Source organism: Rugamonas rivuli, assembly GCF_009380165.1.
Lineage (GTDB): Bacteria > Pseudomonadota > Gammaproteobacteria > Burkholderiales > Burkholderiaceae_D > Rugamonas > Rugamonas rivuli.
Window position 1 is genome coordinate 994,975 of the sequence record NZ_WHUF01000002.1, and the last position, 22,007, is coordinate 1,016,981.

The 22,007-nt window shown below is 62.5% G+C and carries 14 protein-coding genes; all 14 read left to right on the forward strand.

Features of this window, described 5'->3' with window-relative positions:
* The first annotated feature begins 90 nt into the window (after positions 1-90).
* The 14 genes from GEV01_RS09695 (at position 91) to GEV01_RS09760 (ending at position 21,952) form a co-directional block, all read left to right on the forward strand.
* Entirely contained in the window at positions 91-1,587 is a 1,497-nt protein-coding gene (locus GEV01_RS09695) for an AMP nucleosidase (protein WP_456239005.1), read from the forward strand.
* A gap of 183 nt (positions 1,588-1,770) precedes the next feature.
* Positions 1,771-4,668 carry a TonB-dependent receptor gene (locus tag GEV01_RS09700; RefSeq protein ID WP_152803732.1) on the forward strand — a complete coding sequence of 966 codons (2,898 nt, stop codon included), beginning with the start codon at positions 1,771-1,773 and terminating at the stop codon, positions 4,666-4,668.
* 81 nt (positions 4,669-4,749) lie between these two features.
* Positions 4,750-6,102 carry an MFS transporter gene (locus GEV01_RS09705; protein WP_152803734.1) on the forward strand — a complete coding sequence of 451 codons (1,353 nt, stop codon included), beginning with the start codon at positions 4,750-4,752 and terminating at the stop codon, positions 6,100-6,102.
* A 19-nt stretch (positions 6,103-6,121) separates the two neighbouring features.
* The gene (locus GEV01_RS09710; protein WP_152803736.1) at positions 6,122-7,069 is read left to right on the forward strand and encodes a glycoside hydrolase family 43 protein; all 948 of its coding nucleotides are present in this window, start codon (positions 6,122-6,124) and stop codon (positions 7,067-7,069) included.
* Between the two features lie 94 nt (positions 7,070-7,163).
* A complete protein-coding gene (locus GEV01_RS09715) occupies positions 7,164-8,210 on the forward strand; it encodes an aldose epimerase family protein (protein WP_152803738.1) in 1,047 nt (348 codons plus the stop codon).
* Between the two features lie 128 nt (positions 8,211-8,338).
* Positions 8,339-10,081 carry an IlvD/Edd family dehydratase gene (locus GEV01_RS09720; RefSeq protein WP_152803740.1) on the forward strand — a complete coding sequence of 581 codons (1,743 nt, stop codon included), beginning with the start codon at positions 8,339-8,341 and terminating at the stop codon, positions 10,079-10,081.
* An 18-nt stretch (positions 10,082-10,099) separates the two neighbouring features.
* Positions 10,100-11,092: an AraD1 family protein gene (araD1, locus tag GEV01_RS09725; protein WP_152803742.1), complete on the forward strand. Its 993-nt coding sequence runs from the start codon at positions 10,100-10,102 to the stop codon at positions 11,090-11,092.
* The gene (locus GEV01_RS09730; protein WP_152803744.1) at positions 11,089-12,657 is read left to right on the forward strand and encodes an aldehyde dehydrogenase (NADP(+)); all 1,569 of its coding nucleotides are present in this window, start codon (positions 11,089-11,091) and stop codon (positions 12,655-12,657) included. The genes araD1 and GEV01_RS09730 overlap by 4 nt, the downstream gene beginning before the upstream one ends.
* A gap of 21 nt (positions 12,658-12,678) precedes the next feature.
* The gene (locus GEV01_RS09735) at positions 12,679-13,446 is read left to right on the forward strand and encodes an SDR family NAD(P)-dependent oxidoreductase (protein WP_152803746.1); all 768 of its coding nucleotides are present in this window, start codon (positions 12,679-12,681) and stop codon (positions 13,444-13,446) included.
* A 71-nt stretch (positions 13,447-13,517) separates the two neighbouring features.
* On the forward strand, positions 13,518-15,440 hold the full coding sequence (locus tag GEV01_RS09740; RefSeq protein WP_152803748.1) for a glycoside hydrolase family 97 protein: 1,923 nt from the start codon (positions 13,518-13,520) through the stop codon (positions 15,438-15,440).
* Positions 15,441-15,453: 13 nt separating this feature from the next.
* Complete coding sequence (locus tag GEV01_RS09745; protein ID WP_152803750.1) at positions 15,454-17,013, forward strand: alpha-N-arabinofuranosidase; 1,560 nt, start codon at positions 15,454-15,456, stop codon at positions 17,011-17,013.
* A 4-nt stretch (positions 17,014-17,017) separates the two neighbouring features.
* Positions 17,018-18,577 carry a glycoside hydrolase family 43 protein gene (locus tag GEV01_RS09750; RefSeq protein ID WP_152803752.1) on the forward strand — a complete coding sequence of 520 codons (1,560 nt, stop codon included), beginning with the start codon at positions 17,018-17,020 and terminating at the stop codon, positions 18,575-18,577.
* Position 18,578: 1 nt separating this feature from the next.
* A complete protein-coding gene (locus tag GEV01_RS09755; RefSeq protein ID WP_152803753.1) occupies positions 18,579-19,589 on the forward strand; it encodes an arabinan endo-1,5-alpha-L-arabinosidase in 1,011 nt (336 codons plus the stop codon).
* The gene (locus GEV01_RS09760) at positions 19,586-21,952 is read left to right on the forward strand and encodes a glycoside hydrolase family 127 protein (protein WP_152803755.1); all 2,367 of its coding nucleotides are present in this window, start codon (positions 19,586-19,588) and stop codon (positions 21,950-21,952) included. The genes GEV01_RS09755 and GEV01_RS09760 overlap by 4 nt, the downstream gene beginning before the upstream one ends.
* Positions 21,953-22,007: the final 55 nt, after the last annotated feature.

The window sequence follows — 22,007 nt, forward strand, 5'->3', positions numbered from 1 at the left end:
TTCCCCTAGAGGGAGCATGCAAGTTCCGCTTACAGCCTTTACAATAGGAAATATCAGGAACTACCTGCGCCACCAAGGAGCCAAATGTCCATGACCCGTCCGTTTATCGCACCGCTGCAATTTGACGATCCGATTGCCGCTTATGAACAGGTGTTGGCCATTTACGAGGCCAACGTCGCCCACCTGCGCGACGCCATGAAACGCTTTGTCGCCGGCGAGGATGTCGGCGAGCATGTACGCGGCTGCTACCCGTTTGTGCGCGTGCATACCGACACCGTGGCCCGCGCCGATTCGACGCTGGCCTTCGGCTTCGTCGCCGGCCCCGGCACCTACGAAACCACGCTGACGCGGCCCGACCTGTTCGCGCGCTACTACCAGCAGCAGTTCAAGCTGCTGTTGAAGAACCACGGCAGCCACCATCTGCGCATCGAAGTGGGCACCAGTTCGCAGCCCATCCCGATCCACTTTTCGTTCGCCGAGCACGAGCACATTGAAGGCAATATGAGCGCCGAACGGCGCCTGCTGATGCGCGACGTATTTGATCTGCCCAACCTTGCCGCCATGGACGACGGCATCGCCAACGGCACCCACGAGCCGCCGCCGGGCGAGGCGCAGCCGCTGTCGCTGTTCACGGCGCCGCGCGTGGACTACTCGCTGCAACGCCTGCGCCACTACACCGGCACCTCCTGCGAGCACTTCCAAAAGTTTGTGCTGTTCACCAACTACCAGTTCTACATCGACGAATTCGTCAAGCTGGGGCATGAGCTGATGAGCCAGGCGTCCAGCGCGCCGGGCGACGATTACATCGCCTTCATCGAGCCGGGCAATATGGTCACGCGCCGCGTCGGCCAGGCGGTGCAGGCCAGCGACGCGCACGGCTCGCTGCCGCCGCGCCTGCCGCAGATGCCGGGCTACCACCTGATCCGCGCCGACGGCACCGGCATTTCCATGGTCAACATCGGCGTCGGCCCGGCCAACGCCAAGACCATCACCGACCACATCGCCGTGCTGCGGCCGCACGCCTGGCTGATGCTGGGCCACTGCGCCGGCCTGCGCAACACCCAGCAGCTGGGCGACTACGTGCTGGCGCACGGTTATGTGCGCGAGGATCATGTGCTCGACGAAGACTTGCCGCTGTGGGTGCCGATCCCGCCGCTGGCCGAGGTACAGGTGGCGATCGAGGCCGCCGTGGCCGAGGTCACGCAGCTGACCGGCCACGACCTCAAGCGAGTGATGCGCACCGGCACCGTCGCCAGCACCGACAACCGCAACTGGGAACTGCTGCCGCAGCGCACGCCGGAACGCCGTTTCAGCCAGAGCAGGGCGATCGCGCTGGACATGGAAAGCGCCACCATCGCCGCCAACGGCTTCCGTTTCCGCGTGCCGTACGGGACTTTGTTGTGCGTGAGCGACAAGCCCATGCACGGTGAAATCAAGCTGCCCGGCATGGCTAACCAGTTTTATCGCGACCGTGTTGACCAGCATTTACGGATCGGCATCCGCGCGCTGGAGCTGCTGCGCGCTTTGGGCGTGGACAAGCTTCACAGCCGCAAGTTACGCAGCTTTACGGAGGTCGCCTTCCAGTAAAGTCATGCAAAAAATGCATGAGGCCCGCCGCGCGCGGGCTTTTTTATTATTTTTCCTGCCTGTGCTGATACTTTTTTTGGTATCAAAAACCCGAAAAAATTGATTGGTTTGTTTTTTGCTCAGACCCTAAGATGATTTCGAGGTCGCTGCACAAAACTATAAAACAGATAACACAGGAGACGTATGAACCAACTATCAACCGGGACTTTCGAGTCCCAGGCGAAGCATCGCCTCGTCCTGAAAACCGGCGTCGCCGTGCTCGCCGCAGCCGGCCTGCTCAGCAGCGCCTCGGTGTGGGCGCAAGCGGTCGCCGAAAAGAAGGAACCGAATGACACCACGAACGACGCCGCGACCGTGGTCGTCACCGGCGTCAAGGCATCGCTGATCAAGAGCCTGGCGATCAAGCGCACCAACGACCAGGTTGTGGAATCGATCGTTGCCGAAGACATCGGCAAGCTGCCCGACAACAATGTCGTCGAAGCGCTGCAGCGCGTGACGGGGGTACAAGTCACCAACCGCGCCGGCGGCGAAGTCGGCACTTTGTCCATTCGTGGTCTGCCCGACGTGCAAACCACCTGGAACGGCCGCAATATTTTCACAGCATCCGGCACGCAGGTCGCGCTGCAGGATATTCCCTCGACCCTGGTTCGCCAGATCGACGTCTACAAGACGCGCGACGCCAGCCAGTTAGACACGGGAATTGCCGGCCAGGTTGACGTCAAGTCGCTGCGCCCATTCGATTTCAAGGGGCCGAAAGTGTCGCTGTCGGCGCGCGAAACCTATCTCGATCCCGCGAAAAAGGCGAACCCGCAGCTCAGCGCCCTGTTAAGCAATCGCTGGGAAACCGGCATCGGCGAAGTCGGCGCCCTGGTCAACCTGTCGGCCAGCGAGACGAAGTACCGCAATGAAAGCGTGACGCCTGGCGCCATGGTGCCGTTTACCAGCCCGAATGCCGCCGAAGTTCCGCCGGGTTACACGCCCTTGCAGCGCATCTTCGACAACAATATCTGGACGCCTGGTACCCATACCGGCTTGCCGATGGCAGCGGGTTCTACGCTGGATTTCAATGGCAAAGCCTATCCTTATTACCTGGCGCGCGACGCCGTCTTCCAGAGCGACGTCCAGGGCAAGCGGGAGCGTCCCGCCGCCAATCTCGCCTTGCAGTGGAAGCCGAACAGCGATTCGGTCTACACCTTCGAATCGATGTACAACGGTTATCGTGACAAGTCCTTCAACCAGTTGCTGTTCAGCTTTGTTGACTGGTGGGGCGATCTCGGCAGCAACCCTGCGGGGACGATCACGACGTACCCGGGAACCAACGTCATCAAGACCCGTAAAGTCAATAACGTCTATGGCTTCAACAGCGGCGACTACACCACGTCGGCAACCGATTCCTACGTTTATGCCCTGAACGGCAAGTGGAACCTCGGCGACCGCCTGAGGCTCGAAGGCGATGTGTCGTACCAGACCAGCACCTATCACTCGGAATTCACAGCCACCCGGATTGATCGCGTTGCACCTTCCATCAACGTCGACTTCAATGCCGGCGGCGGCAACACAGCCTTCCATTTCAATAACGATGCCGACCTGACCGACGCGAGCAAGTGGAATGTCGCGCAGTTCTACGATAACGCCAACCGCAACACGGGCAGCGCCGCGACAGCCAACCTGGCGGGCGTCTTCGATGCCAACTGGGGTCCGCTGGAGACGCTCCACTTCGGCCTGCGCTTCGACGACCGCAAGGCGTCGGAGGCCAACCGCACCCAATCGGGCACCTTGAACCGCAACCTCGCCTCGCTGGGCTCGGACTATGCCTCCACCAACTCGAACTTCGGCACGGCCATTTCGGACGTTCCGCGCTCGTGGGTGGAGCCCAACGCCTACTACATCCGCGACCATATCGACGACTGGCGCAAGCTGTTTAACGCGGGTGATCCGAACTTCCTGACTACGGACAAGCTGAGCCTGCAGAAGACCTTCGGGGTCGAAGAAAAGACGAGCAACCTGTTCCTGATGGGGAATACCCAGAACGAGCTGTTCGGCCATCGCCTGCGCGGCAATTTCGGCGTGCGCTACGTTAAGGTCGATACCGACATGACCTTCTACAAGGTGGATGCCAGCACCAAGGCGGTCACGCCGTCCGGCGCCAGCAAGTCGACCAGCAAGGTCTTGCCCAGCATGACGCTGATTTACGACCCATCCAAGGACGTAGTGCTGCGCTTTAATTATGGTGAAACCCTGCGCCGCCCGAACTTCGGTGATCTGAATCCTGTCTTGCAGCTCGGTGACGACGTTTCGAAGGTGGGTTATGGCTCGGGCAGCGGCGGCAATCCGGACCTGAAACCGACGCGCTCCAAGAACCTGGATCTGACGGCTGAGTGGTATTTCCAGAAGGACAGCGCACTCTACGGCACTGCGTTCAAGCGCAAGATCGACGGCCTGGTCGTGGGCTTGCGTCACAGGGTACACGTCGATCCGGCGAACGACCCGTTCCGCAACTCGACCTCGGGCGGCGACCATACGAACGGCTATGACTACGTCATTAACTCGCCGGTCAACGCCTCCAACGGCACGATCAGTGGCGCCGAGCTGGGCTTGATCTACTTCCCGAAAGGGCTGCCGAGCCTGCTGGACGGCCTGGGATTCCAGGGCAGCTATACGCGACTCACGTCGTCGCAGAACGTGCCCGACGCCAATGATGCCGGCGTCATCGTCTCCCAGCTCGAGACACCGTTCTTCGGCGTGTCCAACAGCTCGTACAACGCCACCCTGGCTTACGAAAAGGGCCCGATCAGCACGCGCTTGTCCTATGTCTGGCGCTCCGGCTTCCTGGCCAACAACGAAGCCGCCTTGTTTGCAAACCCGATCGGTATCTGGCGTCATCCGGAAAAGAGTGTTGACATGCAGATCTCCTATAAAATCAACGACAACATGTCGGTCGATATTAGCGGTGTCAACTTGACCAATGAAATGCAGCAGCAGTACTACCACTTCGGCAGTGCTGGCAACGCGCAGTTGACCAACTTCGGTACGCTCCAGATCGGACGTTCGGTATCGGTTGGCTTGCGCTGGAAGATGTAAGCCCCGGCGGTAAAGAGCGTTCCCGTCTTGTTGTGTAGACGTCATTCCCGTTCGCGGGAATGACAACTGGTGGAGTATCCGATGTCGAATCAAAAAATGTCTTTGCTGGAAAAAGTAGGCTTTGGCGCCGGTGACATGGCGCTGAACGTGGTGATCTCGTCGATGATGTTGATCATCACCTTCTTCTACACGGACATCTACGGCCTGAAGACGGTCGACCTGGCGATGATGTTTGGCGTGGTGAAGTTCGTCGGCGCGATGGCCGACCTGACGATGGGCCAGATCACCGACCGCTTCACCAGCCGCTGGGGGCGTTACCGTCCGTGGCTGTTGCTGTTGGCCGTGCCGTATGGGCTCAGCGTGTTCTTCGTCTTCACCACGCCGGATTGGGGCTACAGCGCCAAGCTGGTTTGGGCCTATTCGACCTACATCATCATGACCATCATGACGGCGGGCGTGGGCATTCCCTACATCTCGCTGCCCAGCGCCTTGTCCAAGGATCCGCAGGAAACCTTGTCGGCCAACGGCTACCGCCTGTTCTTCGCCAAGATCGGCGCCTTCATGGTGACGGTCATCGTGCCGCTGCTGTCGGAGCGCTGGGGTAATGGCAACGCCGCCGCAGGCTACCAGTTCGCCATGGCCGTCATGGCCGGCATGGGCGTGCTGCTGTTCCTGTTCTGCTTCTTCACCACTCGCGAGCGCGTGCAGCACGTGGTGCAGCGGCAGTCGTTGTGGGAGCAGGTCAAGGTGCTGGTGAAGAACGACCAGTGGCTGATCCTGTGCGGCGTCTGCGTGACCGGCACCATCGGCTACGTGGTGCGCGGCTCGGTGGCCATCTACTACGCCAAGTACTATCTTGGCGCCGACGGCCCGACCATTTCGGCCTTCCTGTCGACCGGCGTGGTGGCCGCCATTCTGTCGATGATCGCTTCGACCTGGATCACCAAGTTCTACTGCAAGGTCAATCTGTTCCGCTGGACGCAGATCGGCGTGGGCGCTCTCAGTGGCGCGATCTACTTCTTCGTCGGGCCGGGCGACACCGTGCTCGCCTTCGTGCTGTACTTCCTGCTGTCGTTCGTGGTGGACCTGCATGCGCCGGTGTTCTGGTCGGCCATCGCCGAGACCATCGACTACGGCGTGGTCAAGACGGGCAAGCGCGTATCGGGCTTTGCGTTCGGCGGTATCTCGGTCTGCCAGAAGGCGGGCATGGGCATCGCCGGCGTTTTGGTCGGCAAGCTGTTGACGCACTTCGCCTATGTGCCCAACGTCGAGCAGACCGCCTACGCGCTGCACGGCATTGTGCTGATGATGACGCTGATCCCCGGTTTCTTCCATACCGTGATGGGACTTCTGATGTTCAAGTACCGTATCAACGACAAGTACTACACCGAGGTCAAGGCGGAAATGGGAGTCAAGGGCTATGTGGCAGTCTAATTTTTTGGAAGTCGAAGCAATGGAAGATGTACTGAATCCGCTGATCGAGCAGCGCGCCGATCCTTTTATCATTCGTCACAGCGACGGCTACTACTACTTCACCGCATCGGTGCCGCTGTACGACCGCATCGAACTGCGCCGCGCGAAGACCATCGCCGGTCTGGTGGATGCGGCCAAGGTCAATGTCTGGCACAAGCCAGATAGCGGCCCGTATAGCGAACTGGTTTGGGCGCCGGAGCTGCACTTCAACGACGGCGCCTGGTATGTCTACTTCGCCGCCGCGCCTAGCCGCGAGATCAAACACAAGCTGTTCCAGCACCGCATGTACGCGATCCGCAACGCCAATCCGAATCCACTGGAAGGCGAGTGGGAGTTCATGGGCCAGATCGACACCGGCATCGACACCTTTTGCCTGGACGCCACCACCTTCAACCACAAGGGACAGCTGTACTACCTGTGGGCGCAGAAGGACGTGGCCATCGAAGGCAACTCCAACCTGTACATCGCGCCGATGAAAACGCCGTGGCAGCTGGGCGGCCCGCCGGTCATGCTGAGCAAGCCGGAGTTCGACTGGGAGATACGCGGTTTCTGGGTCAACGAGGGGCCGTCGGTGCTGAAGAAGAACGGCAAGATCTTCATCAGCTACTCGGCCAGCGCCACCGACGAGAACTACGCCATGGGTTTGTTGTGGGCGGACGAAAATGCCGATCCGCTGGACCCGGCCGCGTGGACCAAGGCGCCGCAGCCGGTGCTGCAAACCTGCTACGAGCATGGCGTGTATGGGCCTGGACATAACAGCTTCACCGTCGGTGACGATGGCGAAACCGTCATGTTGGTTTATCATGCGCGCACCTATACCGAGATTATCGGCGATCCGCTGTGGAACCCGGACCGGCACACCTACGTCAAACCATTGAAATGGGACGGGCAGGGCATGCCGGTTTTCGGAAAGCCCTCGTTGGCCTAAATACCGTCGTCCCCGCGAAAGCGGGGAACCATAGAACATTCGCGGCGGCCACGGGAGCGATTCCCGTCGGCCGCCGTTGCCATAGAAAGCACCCATGCAGCCAACCATCACCAGTTCGCCCTTCGGCCCAGACGCCACGCTGTACACCCTGACCAACGCCAACGGCATGATCGTCAAGATCAGCACCCTCGGCGGCGTCATCACCGAAATCCACACCCCCGACCGCAACGGCCAACTGGCCGACGTCTGCCTGGGCTTCGACGACCCGGCAGCCTATCTGGGCGAATCCCACTACTTCGGCGCATTGATCGGCCGCTACGGCAACCGCATCGCCAACGGCCGCTTCACGCTGGACGGCGAAACCCACCAGCTGGACGTCAACAACGGTATAAACCATTTACACGGCGGCCAGGACGGCTTCCACCGCCGCCTGTGGGAAGCCGAATCCTTCGCCACTCCCAAATCCGCAGGCCTGATCCTGAGCTACCTGAGCCCCGACGGCGAACAAGGCTACCCCGGCAACCTGGAAGTCACCGTGATCTACGAACTGCGCAACGATAACGAATTGCGTATCGCTTTCCACGCAATCAGCGACAAAGCCACGCCGGTCAACCTGACCAACCACGCCTATTTCAACCTGGCCGGCAAGGGCGACATCCTGGCCCACGAACTGACCATCGCGGCCGACGCTTACACCCCGGTGGACAGCGGCCTGATACCGACCGGCGAACTGCCACCGGTGGCCGGCACGCCGTTCGATTTCCGCGCGCCGCACGCCATCGGCGCCCGCATCGACGCGGACGACCAGCAACTGCGCCACGGTACCGGCTACGACCACAACTTCGTGCTGAACAAATCGCAGCCCGATGCATTGGAGCTGGCGGCCCGCGTGCGCGATCCGTCGTCCGGCCGCGTGCTGGAGGTGGTGACGCAGGAGCCGGGCATCCAGTTCTACAGCGGGAACTTCCTGCACGACGGCATGCAGGGCAAAGGCCGCATCTACGGCCACCGCAGCGGCTTCTGCCTCGAACCGCAACACTATCCCGATTCGCCCAACCAAGCCGAATTCCCATCGACGATACTGCGCCCCGGCGCGGAGTACACCACCGTCATGGGCTACCGCTTCTCCGTCGAAGACTGATACTCATTCTGGTATCAAAGTCGAATAATAATTTATTGGAAAGATATCTCACTACAACTTAGTATGGCTTATCGATACGGGGGCATGACAACCACGTCCCCGTACAGGAACATACTGAGGAGATATGCATGTCTGATAGCGACAAAAAGGTGAAACTGCGTTCCGCCGAGTGGTTTGGTACCCAGGACAAGAACGGTTTCATGTATCGCAGCTGGATGAAGAATCAGGGCATTCCTGATCACGAGTTCCAGGGCAAGCCGATCATCGGCATCTGCAACACCTGGTCCGAGCTGACCCCTTGTAACGCCCACTTCCGCAAGCTGGCGGAACACGTCAAGCGCGGCATCCTGGAGGCGGGCGGCTTCCCGGTCGAATTCCCGGTGTTCTCCAACGGCGAATCGAACCTGCGCCCAACCGCCATGTTGACCCGCAACCTGGCCAGCATGGACGTCGAAGAATCGATACGCGGCAATCCGATGGACGGCGTGGTGCTGCTGGTCGGCTGCGACAAGACCACGCCTGCGCTGCTGATGGGCGCCGCCTCGGTCGACATCCCGACCATCGTCGTCAGCGGCGGCCCTATGCTGAACGGTAAGCTCAATGGCAAGAACATCGGCTCCGGAACCGCCGTGTGGCAGCTGCACGAGCAGGTCAAAGCCGGCGAAATCACCATGCACGAATTCATGTCGGCGGAGTCGGGCCACTCCCGCTCCGCAGGCACCTGCAACACCATGGGCACGGCATCGACGATGGCCTGCATGGCCGAAGCGCTGGGCACCACGCTGCCGCACAACGCCGCCATCCCAGCCGTCGATTCGCGCCGCTACATCCTGGCGCACATGTCGGGCATCCGCGCCGTTGAAATGGTGAAGGAAGGCCTGACGCTGTCGAAGATCCTCAAGCGCGAAAACTTCGAGAACGCGATCCGCGTCAACGCCGCCATCGGCGGCTCGACCAACGCCGTGATCCACCTGAAAGCCATCGCCGGCCGCATCGGCGTCGATCTGGAGCTGGAAGACTGGACCCGTGTGGGCCGTGGCACGCCGACCATCGTCGACCTGCTGCCGTCGGGCCGCTTCCTGATGGAGGAGTTCTACTACGCCGGCGGCCTGCCGGGCGCGATTCGCCGCATGGGCGACGGCGGCCTGGTGCCGCATCCTGACGCGCTGACCGTCAACGGCAAATCGCTGTGGGAAAACTGCAAGGAAGCGCCGATCTACGACGATGAGGTGATACGTCCGCTGGAGAAGCCGCTGCTGAAGGATGGCGGCATCTGCATCCTGCGCGGCAACCTGGCGCCGCGCGGTGCGGTGTTGAAACCGTCCGCCGCCACGCCGGAGCTGATGCAGCATCGCGGCCGCGCCGTGGTGTTCGAGGACTTCGAGCATTACAAGAGCCGCATCGTCGATCCTGAGCTGGAAGTCGATGCCAGCTCGGTGCTGGTGATGAAGAACTGCGGCCCGAAAGGTTATCCCGGCATGGCCGAAGTAGGGAATATGGGCCTGCCTCCGAAACTGCTGGCGGCCGGTGTCAAGGACATGGTCCGCATCTCGGATGCGCGCATGAGCGGCACCGCCTACGGCACCGTGGTGCTGCACGTGGCGCCGGAAGCGATGGCCGGCGGCCCGCTGGGCATCGTCAAGGACGGCGACTGGATCACGCTCGATTGCGCAGGCGGTCTGCTGAACCTGGAGATTTCGGATGCGGAGATGGCGGAACGCCAGGCCGTACGCGTCGCCGGCTCCGCGCCGGGACCGAAGACCGGCTACCAGAAACTGTATATCGAACACGTGCTGCAAGCCGACGAAGGCTGCGACTTCGACTTCCTGGTCGGGAACCGCGGCTCGGCCGTGCCGCGCCACTCGCACTGATAAAAATCCGGAGACTTTATGCTGCTCGTACAATTCAAGAACGAACAAGGCGCCCGCAAGATCGGCGTGCTGGAACAGAACACCATCCGCGTCATCGAAGGCTATGACACGACCTACGCGCTGGCGCAGGACGCGATCCGCAAGTCGGTCGGGTTGGCCGACCTGGCTACCAAGGCCACCGGTCATGCAGTGCTGTCCTTCGACGCCGTGGCCGCAGCCGGCCGCCTGCTGCCACCGCTGGACCACAGCGACGACGCCCACTGCTACGTCACCGGCACCGGCCTGACCCACTTGGGCAGCGCCGACACCCGCGACGCCATGCACAAGAAAATCGGCGGCGATGTCGAATCCCTGAGCGACTCCATGAAGATGTTCCGCATGGGCGTGGAAGGCGGCAAGCCTGCTGCGGGTGTAGCGGGCGTGCAGCCGGAATGGTTCTACAAGGGCGACGGCTCCATCGTCGCCGCCACCGGCCAGGCCCTGAACATGCCGGATTTCGCGCTCGACGGCGGCGAGGAGCCGGAAGTGGCGGGCCTCTACGTGATCGGCGACGACGGCCAGCCATACCGCGTCGGCTACGCCATCGGCAACGAGTTCTCGGACCACGTGACCGAACGCCAGAACTACCTGTACCTCGCACACTCCAAGCTGCGCGCCTGCGGCCTCGGCCCGGCGCTGCTGGTCGGCGAAGCGCCTGCGCATATCGAAGGCACGTCGCGCATCTACGACGTGGAAGGCAAGGTACGCTGGGAGAAGGCTTTCTTCAGCGGCGAACAGAATATGTCGCACACCATCGCCAACCTGGAACACCACCACTTCAAATACCCGCTGTTCAAGCGTCCCGGCGATGTGCATATCCACTTCTTCGGCACGGCGACGCTGAGCGTGGCCGACAACATCGTCGTCAAACCAGGCGAGACGTTTGAAATCGAAGCGCCGCAGTTCGGCCCGGCCCTGCGCAACAAGCTGGCCGTGTACAAAACCGAAGTCGCGAAAGTGAAAGCATTATGATCATCAACGGTGAAGCACTGATCGGCGGCGTGGCCGTCAAAGGTACGGGCGCTGCGATCCGCGCCTACAACCCATCGCTGCAACAGCAGATGGACCCTGAATTCTTCGGCGTCGATTTCGCGCAGATCGACCAGGCCTGCCGCCTGGCCGACGCCGCGTTCGACACCTTCCGCGCGCTGAGCGACGAGAAGCGCGCCGTCTTCCTTGAAACCATCGGCGACCAGATCATGGCGCTGGGCGATGTGCTGGTTGAGCGCGTGATGGCCGAAAGCGGCCTGCCGCGTGCGCGCGTCGAGGGCGAGCGTGGCCGCACCGTCGGCCAGCTGAAACTGTTTGCCAACCTGCTGCGCGAAGGTTCGTGGAACGATGTCCGCATCGACAAGGCGCTGCCGGAACGGGCGCCGCCGCGTCCCGACCTGCGGATGCGCATGATCGGCCTCGGTCCGGTAGCCGTCTTCGCGGCCAGTAACTTCCCGTTGGCTTTTTCTGTAGCTGGCGGCGACACCGCGTCGGCGCTGGCTGCCGGTTGCCCGGTCGTGCTGAAGGCGCACTCCGCGCATCCCGGCACGTCGGAACTGGTGGGCCGCGCCGTGGTCAAGGCGGTTGAGCTGTGCGGACTGCCGGCCGGCGTGTTCTCGCTGCTGACCGGCAGCGGCAATGGCATCGGCCAGGAGCTGGTGCGTCATCCGGCCATCAAGGCGGTCGGCTTTACGGGTTCGCGTAGCGGCGGTGTGGCGCTGATGGGCGTTGCGGCTGCGCGGCCGGTGCCGATTCCCGTGTATGCGGAAATGAGTTCGATCAATCCGGTGTTCCTGCTGCCGCGCGCCCTGGCTGCGCGCGCCGAGGACATCGCCGCCGGCTTCGCCGCTTCGCTGGTGCTGGGTGTGGGGCAGATGTGCACCAATCCGGGCCTGGTGATCGGCATCGCCGGCCCGGACCTGGACCGCTTTGCCCATGCTGCGGCACAGGCGCTGGTGGGTGGCGCGGCCTGCGCGATGCTGTCGCCGGGGATCGCCGGCAGCTTCCAGCGCAGCGTCGCGCAACTGGCGGAGCATGCGGACGTGAAGACGCTGGCACTGGCGCCGCAGTCGGAAGGCAAGGGCGCTCCGGCGCTGTTCGTCGCCAGCGGCGAGGCCTTCCTGGAGCAGCATGCGTTGTCGGAAGAGGTATTCGGCCCGGCTTCGCTGGTGGTCGCGTGCAAGGATATCGCGGAGCTGCACAAGGTCGTGGAGAGCCTGGAAGGCCAGCTGACAGCCACGCTGCAACTGGATGACGGCGATCTGGATCTGGCGCATGCGCTGCTGCCTGTGTTGGAGCGCAAGGCGGGCCGTATCCTGGCCAACGGCTTCCCGACCGGGGTTGAGGTGTGCAGCGCGATGGTGCATGGCGGGCCGTTCCCGTCGACGTCCGATGGACGCAGCACGTCCGTAGGGACGGGCGCTATTGTGCGCTTCCTGCGTCCGGTGTCGTATCAGAACCTGCCGGAGGCATTGCTGCCGGAGGTATTGCGCGACAACGGCGCAGCAGCCTGGCGCCGCCGCGACGGCGAACTGACGTGCAGCTGATAAAAGCAAGACGGAGACCGTATGACCCAATTGGCCAAATTTGGCAGCTTGCGCGGCAAGCGTGTATTCATCACCGGTGGCGGCACCGGCATCGGCGAGGCGATGGTGATTTCCTTCGCCGAGCAGGGCGCGCAGGTGGCATTCGTGGACATCGCCCGCGACGCCAGCCTGGCGCTGGTCCGCCGCGTGAAAGAGGCAGGTTATCCCGAGCCGCTGTTCCGCCAATGCGACATCACCGACATCGCTGAGCTGCAGAACACCATGTCCGAGATGGTCGCCGCTGTCGGCGACTTCGACATCCTGGTCAACAACGCCGCCAACGACCAGCGCCACGAAACCGCGGAAGTAACGGTGGACTACTGGAACGAGCGCATCGCCATCAACCAGCGGCCGATGTTCTTCACCTGCCAGGCGGTATTGGCGGGCATGAAGAAGAAGGGCTCCGGCTCGATCATCAACGTCGGTTCGATCTCGTGGCATGTGAAGAATGCCGGCTACGCGGTGTACGCCACGTCCAAGGCGGCGGTGCACGGCCTTACGCGCGGGTTGGCGCGCGAGTTCGGCGCGCACGGTATCCGCGTCAACACGGTGACGCCTGGCTGGGTGATGACGCAGCGCCAGATCGACCTGTGGCTGGACGACGCGGGTGAGCAGGACATCAAACGCAACCAATGCCTGCCGACCAAACTGATGCCGCAGCACGTGGCATCGATGGTGCTGTTCCTGGCGGCCGAAGATGGCGCCATGTGCACCGCGCAGGAGTTTATCGTGGATGCAGGCTGGGTATAAAACAGCAGGGCCCCGGAGACAACCGCCCGATGAGGCGGTGGGGATACATAACCATAAAAAAAGGTAAGAACATGGTAAAGACATGTTTCTCCGCGCTGGCGCTAGCTGCCAGCGCTATGACGGCTGCCGTCGCGGCACCGGTGCTGACCAGCCCCGATCGTCACGTCGCCGTCACGCTGCACTCCACCGCCGGCGGCGCGTTGAGCTACTCGATCTCGCGCGATGGCAAGCCGGTGCTGCTGGCTTCCACCCTGGGCCTGCAATTGCAAGGGGCCGACCTGGCCAGCGCCTTGACGCTGGCCGCTACCTCCAAAACCCGCATCGTCAGCGACCAATACCAGATGGCGGTCGGTAAAAAGAGCAGTATCAGCTACCGCGCCAACGAGCAGACCTACACCGTGCGCAATCCGCAGCAGCAGGCGATGGACATCGTGTTCCGCGTATCGAACGACGGCGTCGCTTTCCGCTACATCGTCGCTGAACCTGCGTTGCCGCACAAGAAGCTGATCCAGGAACGCACCACCTTCGCCTTGCCTCCTGCAGCCAAGGCGTGGCTGCAACCGATCGCCGTCGCGCAGACCGGGTGGAGCCGCACCAATCCATCCTATGAAGAGCACTACCAGATGGACATCCCGGTCGGCATGCCATCGCCGTCGCCTGCGGGTTGGGTGTTCCCTGCGCTGTTCAAGAGCGGCGACAACTGGGTGGCGATCTCCGAAGCCGGCATGGATGGCAGCTTCCAGGCCTCACGCCTGGCGCCCGAGTCCCTGGGCGGCACCTACAGCATCGGCAATCCGATGGCCGCTGAAGTCTATCCCGGCGGCGGCTTGCTGGCAGAAGTCGACGGCACGCTCACATCGCCATGGCGCTTGCTGGCATTGGGGGCGTTGAAGACCGTCGTGAACTCTACGCTCGGCACCGACTTGGCCGCACCGGCCATCGCCTTCGACAAGCAACTGGTCAAACCCGGCCACGCATCGTGGAGTTGGGCGCTGATGAAGGACGACGCCACTGTCTACGACGTACAGAAGAAGTTCATCGACTACGCCGCCGACATGCACTGGGATTACACCCTGATCGATGCAGACTGGGACCGCAAGATCGGCTACGACAAAATCAAGGAGCTGGTCGGCTACGCCGCAGCGAAGAACGTCGGCATCCTGCTCTGGTATAACTCGTCAGGTCCCTGGAACGAGACCGAGTACTCGCCCAAGAGCCAGCTGCTGACACACGAGCAGCGAGTGGCCGAGTTCAAGCGCCTGCGCGATATTGGCGTCAAAGGCGTGAAGATCGACTTCTTCAACGGCGATGCGCAATCGATGATCGCCTACTACATCGCCATCCTGCGCGACGCTGCGGATGCGGGCCTGCTGGTCAACTTCCACGGTGCCACGCTGCCGCGCGGCTGGACCCGCACCTGGCCCAACCTGATGACGATGGAAGCCGTGCGCGGCATGGAGTTCACCACCTTCGAGCAGGCCGACGAGGACAAGATGCCGACCCACGCAGCCATGCTGCCGTTTGCCCGTAATCTGTTCGACCCGATGGACTTCACGCCGATGGTATTCGGAGATATCCCCAAGATCAAGCGCAGCTCCAGCAACGGCTTCGAACTGGCCACGTCAGTGCTGTACATCTCCGGCATCCAGCACTTCGCCGAGATCCCGGAGGGCATGGCGACCGTGCCTGCCTACGTCAAAGCCTTCCTGCAGGAGCTGCCGCGCAGCTGGGACGACAGCCGTCTGCTGGATGGCTACCCGGGCCAGTACGCTGTCATCGCTCGCCGCTCCGGCGACACCTGGTACATCGCCGGCATCAACGCTACCGGTGCCGACAAGACGCTGATGCTGGACCTGTCCTTTGCCAACGCCAGGCAGGGCGTGGTCATCGGCGACGGCGACACCGAACGCAGTTTCACCCAGCGCAGCATAGCGACGGGTAAGAAAGTGGCAGTCACGATCAAGCCGCACGGCGGCTTCGTCATAAAACTATAAACAGGAGATCACAATGAACCAAATCAAACATGGCGTACTCGCCCTGTGCCTGCTCGCCTCGGGCGGTGCCGCATCTGCAGCTTCTACGGCCGACACCATCGGCCTGACCATCGACGCCCGCAAGCCGGGCGCCGTTATCAACAAGGATATCTACGGCCAGTTCGCCGAGCATCTCGGTACCGGCATCTACGAAGGCATGTGGGTCGGCCCTAAATCGAAGATCCCGAACACCAAGGGCTGGCGTAACGACGTTGTCGGCGCCTTGAAGGCCATGCACGTGCCGCTGGTGCGCTGGCCGGGTGGCTGCTTCGCCGACGAATATCACTGGAAGGACGGCATCGGCCCGCGCGAGAAGCGGCCGGTCAAGGTCAACACCAACTGGGGCGGTGTGGAGGAATCCAATGCCGTCGGCACGCACGAGTTCTTCGACCTGGTCGATCTGCTGGGCGCCGATGCCTACGTCAACGGCAACCTGGGTACCGGCAGCGCACAGGAGATGTCGGAGTGGGTTGAGTACTTGACCTCGGACAGCAAGTCCACGCTGGCCAACCTGCGCCGCAAGAATGGCCGCGACAAGCCGTTCAAGGTGGCCTATTTCGCGATCGGGAACGAGGCCTGGGGCTGCGGCGGCAATATGACGCCGGAACACTACGCTGACCTGTACAAGAACGTCGAGACCTTCCTGCGCGCGCCGCAGCAATACCGTCCGAAGATGATCGCCAGCGGTGGCAACGACAACGATGTGAGCTGGTCCGAGGTGCTGAGCAAGCAGCTGAAGCGTCAGACCGACGGCATTAGCTTCCACTACTACACCATCCCGACCGGCAAATGGGAAGTGAAGGGCGCGGCCACCGGCTTCCCGGAGAAGGAGTGGATGTCCACGATGTCCAACACGCTGCGCATGGAAGACCACATCCGCAAGAACTCCGCCGCGATGGACAAGAACGACCCGGAGAAAAAACTTGGCCTGTTCGTCGACGAATGGGGGACCTGGTACGACGTGGAGAAGGGCACCAACGCAGGCTTCCTTTTTCAGCAGAACACCTTGCGCGATGCGGTTGTTGCAGCGCTTAACTTCAACATCTTCCATGCCCATGCAGACCGGGTGCGTATGACCAATATCGCGCAGATGGTCAACGTGCTGCAATCGATGATCATCACCGACAAGGACAAGATGGTGCTGACGCCGACCTATCACGCCTTCGAGATGTACGTGCCGTTCCAGGGCGCGGCTTCGCTGCCGCTGACGCTGTCGAACAACCCGCAGTACGCGCTCGATGGCGCCAGCGTGCCGGAGATCAGTGCATCGGCTGCGCGCGGTACGGATGGCAAGCTGTATCTGGCGCTGGTCAACACCAACCCTGCGCAGGCTGCGGATGTGGCGATCAACGTGCCGGGGCAGGCGATCAAGGCGGTCAAGGGCCGCGTGCTGACCGCCGCCGCGATGGATGCGCATAACACCTTCCAGGCGCCGCAGGCCATCAAGCCTGCGCCGTTCAGCGCCACTGCCGTCGAGGGCAAGCTGACGGTGAAGATTCCGGCCAAGGCCGTGATCGTGGTCGCGGTGGAGTGAGGCCATGAGCGAACACGATATCTCGATCTCGCGCCGTAAGGCCATCGCCGGCGGCGTTGCGCTGCTGCTGGCGGGCTGCGGTGGTGGAGGCGGCACTGCCGCCCCGACGCCGACGCCAACACCGGCGCCGGCTCCTACGCCGACTCCAACGCCAACACCGACGCCGACGCCGCCCCCGTCGCCGACCAGCATCACGTTCGGCGAGGCGTCCGTGCACGATCCCGCCGTCATCAAGGTGGACGGCACGTACTACGTCTTCGGCTCGCACCTGGCCGCCGCCAAATCGACGGACCTGATGAACTGGACGAAGATCGCCGACGGCGTCAATGCTGCCAACCCGCTGTTCAACAACGTCGTTACCGCGCTGGCGGACACCTTCACCTGGGCGCAGGTGACGGACCTGTGGGCGCCGGATGTGGTCAAGCTCGGCGACGGCAAGTTCTACTTCTACTACAACGCCTGCAAGGGCGACTCCCCGCGTTCGGCGCTGGGCGTGGCCGTCGCGGACAAGGTCGAAGGCCCGTACGTCAACAAACAGATCCTGCTCAAGTCCGGTATGTGGGGCCAGGTGAGCGAGGACGGCGTCAACGTCTACGATGCGCTGACGATGCCGAACGTGGTGGACCCGACCACCTTCTTCGACAAGGACGGCAAGCTGTGGATGGTCTACGGCTCCTATTCGGGCGGCATCTTCATCCTGGCCATGGACCCCGCCACCGGCTTGCAGAAACCGGGCCAGGGCTATGGCAAGCACCTGATGGGCGGGAACCACAGCCGCATCGAAGGCGCGTACGTGATGTACAGCCCGCAGTCGAAGTACTACTACCTGTTCACCTCCTTTGGCGGACTGGATGCGAACGGCGCCTACAACATGCGCGTGGCGCGCTCGCTGAACCCGGACGGCCCTTACGTGGACGCCAAGGGCAACGACATGGCGAACGTCAAGTCCAACCCCGCGCTGCCGCTGTTCGACGACGCCAGTATCGCGCCGTTCGGCCAGAAGATCATGGGGAACTACCAGTTCGCGCTGGCCGACGGCGAAAGCGGCACGCCGCTGGGCTATGTATCGCCCGGCCACAACTCGGCCTACTACGAAGCCGCGACCGGCCAGTACTTCCTGGTGTTCCACACGCGCTTCCCTGGCACCGGCGAGCTGCACCAGATCCGCGTGCACGAGATGTTCATCAACGAGGATGGCTGGATCGTTGTGTCGCCGTTCCGCTACGCGCCGCTCAGCAAGAGCGCGACGGTGCTGTCGGCCGAGGTGACGGCCGCCGATGCCGCCGGCGCCTACAAGATGATCAACCACGGCAAGGACATCACGGCAGCGATCAAGGCCTCTCAGAATATCCGGCTGGCCGCCGACGGCACGGTTTCCGGTGCTGCTACCGGCACTTGGAAGCATAATGGAGCCAACAAGATCACGATATCGCTGGACGCAGCGGGAACATTCAACGGCGTGCTGTCGCGCCAATGGAATACCAACGCCAGCGCTTTCGTGGTGACGTGGACGGCGCAGTCGGTGGATGGCGTGTCGATCTGGGGTGCGCGTACAGGGAGTTGAAATGAAGTCTGCGATATTTGCATTGGGTCTGGCGGCGCTGTCGGCTTGCTCCGCCAAGGAAGTGAGCGTCCACGATCCGGTGATGGCGAAGGAAGGGGATACCTGGTACGTCTTCAGCACGGGGCCAGGCATCACCTTCTACAGTTCGAAGAACATGAAGGACTGGACGCCGGAAGGTCCGGTCTTCAAGGAGCAGCCGGTGTGGGCCAAGCGCGCCGCGCCGACGTTCGATGGTCATATCTGGGCGCCGGATGTGCACTTCCATAACGGTAAATACTATTTGTACTATTCCGTGTCCGGCTTCGGCAAGAACACGTCGGGCATCGGCGTCACCGTCAACAAGACGCTCAATCCACGCTCGCCGGACTATCGCTGGGAAGACAAGGGCATGGTGTTGCAATCGGTGCCGCTGCGCGACGACTGGAACGCCATCGACCCGAACATCGTCGAAGACGGCAAGGGGGGCGCGTGGATGGCTTTTGGTTCCTTCTGGAGCGGGCTGAAACTGGTCAAGCTGAACGCGGATTGGACCGGCCTGGCGGAGCCGCAGGAGTGGCACGCGATCGCCAGCCGCTCGCGCGGGCCGTCGGTGGCGGACAAATCGGCCGGGCCGGACGAAATCGAAGCGCCGTTTATCTTCAGGAAAGGCGAGTACTACTATTTGTTCGCATCGTTCGGGCTGTGCTGCCGCAAGGGCGACAGCACTTACCATGTCGTGGTCGGACGGTCGCGGGATGTCACCGGGCCTTACGTCGACAAGAACGGCGTGGACATGATGAAGGGCGGCGGCTCCACCGTCATCGCCGGCGACAAGGACTGGAAAGGCCTCGGCCACAACAGCGCATACACGATAGACGGCAAGGACTACATGGTGCTGCACGCCTACGAGACGGCGGACAACTACCTGCAAAAGCTGAAGATCATGGAAATGAAATGGGATGCCAGCGGCTGGCCGGTGGTGGACCAGGCTGACCTGAACCGGTACCGCAGCACGCAGCTGCCAACGCCATGACGCTGGCGGCCGCGCTGCGCAGGGCCGCTGCGTTCATTTTCGCGGCGGTGCTGGGCGCATCTGCCGCTGCCGCGCCGTTACAGCTCTTCCCTCTGGCCGATGTCCGTCTTGGCGACAGCCCGTTTCTGGAAGCTCAGCGGACGGACCTCCACTACCTGCTTGAGATGGAGCCCGACCGCCTGCTGGCCCCATTCCTGCGCGAGGCCGGCCTGCCGCCAAAGCAGCCCAGCTACGGCAACTGGGAGTCCACGGGCCTGGACGGCCATCTCGGCGGTCATTACCTGTCCGCGCTGGCGCTGATGTACGCGTCCACCGGCGACGAGGAAGTGCTGCGGCGGCTTAACTACTTCGTCTCGGAACTCAAGCGCTGCCAGGCGCGCAACGGCAACGGCTACATCGGCGGCATCCCGGACGGCAGCGCCGCGTGGCAGGCCATCGCCAGGGGCGAGCTTCATGCCGATAACTTCTCCGTCAACGGCAAATGGGTCCCGTGGTACAACCTGCACAAGGTGTACGCCGGCCTGCGCGACGCCTACACCTATGCGGGCAACGCGGATGCACGCGCCATGCTGATAGCGATGTCCGACTGGGCGCTGGAGCTTACGTCGCACCTGAGCGAAGAGCAGATGCAGGCCATGCTGCGCAGCGAGCATGGTGGCATGAACGAAGTGCTGGCCGATGTCGCGCAGATGACGGGGCAAAAAAAATACATGGACCTGGCGATCCGCTTCTCGCACCAGGCCATTCTGCGGCCGCTGGAAGAAGGCAAGGACCAGCTCACCGGCCTGCACGCCAACACGCAGATTCCCAAGGTGATAGGCTTCAAACGCATCGGCGACATGACAGGCCGCCGCGATTGGCAGCAGGCCGCGCAGTTTTTCTGGCAGACCGTACGCGATCACCGTACCGTCGCCATCGGTGGCAACAGCGTCAAGGAGCACTTCCACGACGACAGGGACTTCTCGTCCATGGTCGACGAGGTGGAGGGGCCCGAGACCTGCAATACCTACAATATGCTCAAGCTCACCGAGCTGCTGTTCCTCGGCGACGCCAAAGGCAGCTACAGCGACTACTACGAGCGTGCGCTGTACAACCACATCCTGTCCTCGCAGCGGCCGGACAGCGGCGGCTTCGTCTACTTCACGCCGATGCGGCCCAACCACTACCGCGTCTACTCGCAGGTGGACAAGGCCATGTGGTGCTGCGTGGGCTCCGGCATCGAAAGCCATGCCAAGTACGGCGAATTCATTTACGCGCATCGCGGCGACCAGTTGTATGTGAATCTGTTCATCCCTTCGACGCTGAACTGGCGCGCGCAGGGCGTGATGATCACCCAGGCCAATCGCTTCCCGGACGAAGACCGCAGCACGATCACGGTCCATCGCAGCAGGGCCTTCACAATGAAGATCCGCTATCCCGAGTGGGTAGCGCGGGGCGCTTTGCGTATCGCCGTCAACGGCAAGCCTGTACCGGCCGATGCTGGCGCGGACCGCTACGTCAGCCTGCGCCGGCTATGGCGCGACGGCGACAAGGTCGATATCCAGCTGTCGATGAAAACCCATCTGGAGCAGATGCCGGACAAATCCAACTATTACGCTGTGCTGCACGGCCCCATCGTTCTGGCGGCGAAGACCAATCCCTTCGCGGGTGAAAAGCTGAACTTCTTCGCCGACGATTCGCGCATGGGCCACGTGGTGCAAGGGCAGGTCTGCCCGCTGGAGTCCGCGCCGACGCTGGTCAGCGATACGAAGGCCTTCATGGACCGCTTCAAACCGGTGCCGGGCAGGCCGCTGACGTTCACGGCGCCCGGTCTGGTGCAGGGCAAGAACGTCGGCAGCGTCACCTTCATCCCGTTCTTCCGGCTACACGATTCGCGCTATGTGGTGTATTGGCCGTATTCGACGCCTGCCAACCTGGCCTTCATGCAGACCAAGGCCGCGAAGGACGAGGCGGCGCGGCTGGCACTGAATGCGCAGACCATAGACCAGGTGGCGCCTGGCGAGCAGCAGCCGGAGTCCGACCACTTCTTCAAAGGCGAGGGTGCCGACGCGGGCATCAACAAAGGCCTGCATTGGCGGCATGCGAGCGGCTGGTTCAGCTACGACCTGAATGACCGCAAGGGCGAGGCGCGCACGCTGCGGCTGACTTATTCGACGCTGGATGCCGGCCGCCGCTTCGATATCTTCATCAACGGTCAGCCGCTGGCCGAGGTGACGCTGGACGCCGCATCGCCGCAGGAGATCTACACCAGGGACTACGCCATCCCGCCTGCGATGGCGGCCGGCGGCAAATTGGTGGTGAGGTTCGTCGCGCGCGCAGGCTCGATGGCGGGTGGCCTGTACGGTTTGCGGCTGCTACGCTGATGTCGAAATGAGTATCAAACTGCCAGAAAATGTCATTGGATAGATATTCGTGTTT

Excerpts from the sequence above, each read along its gene's own strand:
- GEV01_RS09695 (WP_456239005.1), top strand. The coding sequence starts at position 91 with ATGACCCGTCCGTTTATCGCACCGCTGCAATTTGACGATCCGATTGCC.
- GEV01_RS09700 (WP_152803732.1), top strand. The coding sequence starts at position 1,771 with ATGAACCAACTATCAACCGGGACTTTCGAGTCCCAGGCGAAGCATCGC.
- GEV01_RS09705 (WP_152803734.1), top strand. The coding sequence starts at position 4,750 with ATGTCGAATCAAAAAATGTCTTTGCTGGAAAAAGTAGGCTTTGGCGCC.
- GEV01_RS09710 (WP_152803736.1), top strand. The coding sequence starts at position 6,122 with ATGGAAGATGTACTGAATCCGCTGATCGAGCAGCGCGCCGATCCTTTT.
- GEV01_RS09715 (WP_152803738.1), top strand. The coding sequence starts at position 7,164 with ATGCAGCCAACCATCACCAGTTCGCCCTTCGGCCCAGACGCCACGCTG.
- GEV01_RS09720 (WP_152803740.1), top strand. The coding sequence starts at position 8,339 with ATGTCTGATAGCGACAAAAAGGTGAAACTGCGTTCCGCCGAGTGGTTT.
- araD1 (WP_152803742.1), top strand. The coding sequence starts at position 10,100 with ATGCTGCTCGTACAATTCAAGAACGAACAAGGCGCCCGCAAGATCGGC.
- GEV01_RS09730 (WP_152803744.1), top strand. The coding sequence starts at position 11,089 with ATGATCATCAACGGTGAAGCACTGATCGGCGGCGTGGCCGTCAAAGGT.
- GEV01_RS09735 (WP_152803746.1), top strand. The coding sequence starts at position 12,679 with ATGACCCAATTGGCCAAATTTGGCAGCTTGCGCGGCAAGCGTGTATTC.
- GEV01_RS09740 (WP_152803748.1), top strand. The coding sequence starts at position 13,518 with ATGGTAAAGACATGTTTCTCCGCGCTGGCGCTAGCTGCCAGCGCTATG.
- GEV01_RS09745 (WP_152803750.1), top strand. The coding sequence starts at position 15,454 with ATGAACCAAATCAAACATGGCGTACTCGCCCTGTGCCTGCTCGCCTCG.
- GEV01_RS09750 (WP_152803752.1), top strand. The coding sequence starts at position 17,018 with ATGAGCGAACACGATATCTCGATCTCGCGCCGTAAGGCCATCGCCGGC.
- GEV01_RS09755 (WP_152803753.1), top strand. The coding sequence starts at position 18,579 with ATGAAGTCTGCGATATTTGCATTGGGTCTGGCGGCGCTGTCGGCTTGC.
- GEV01_RS09760 (WP_152803755.1), top strand. The coding sequence starts at position 19,586 with ATGACGCTGGCGGCCGCGCTGCGCAGGGCCGCTGCGTTCATTTTCGCG.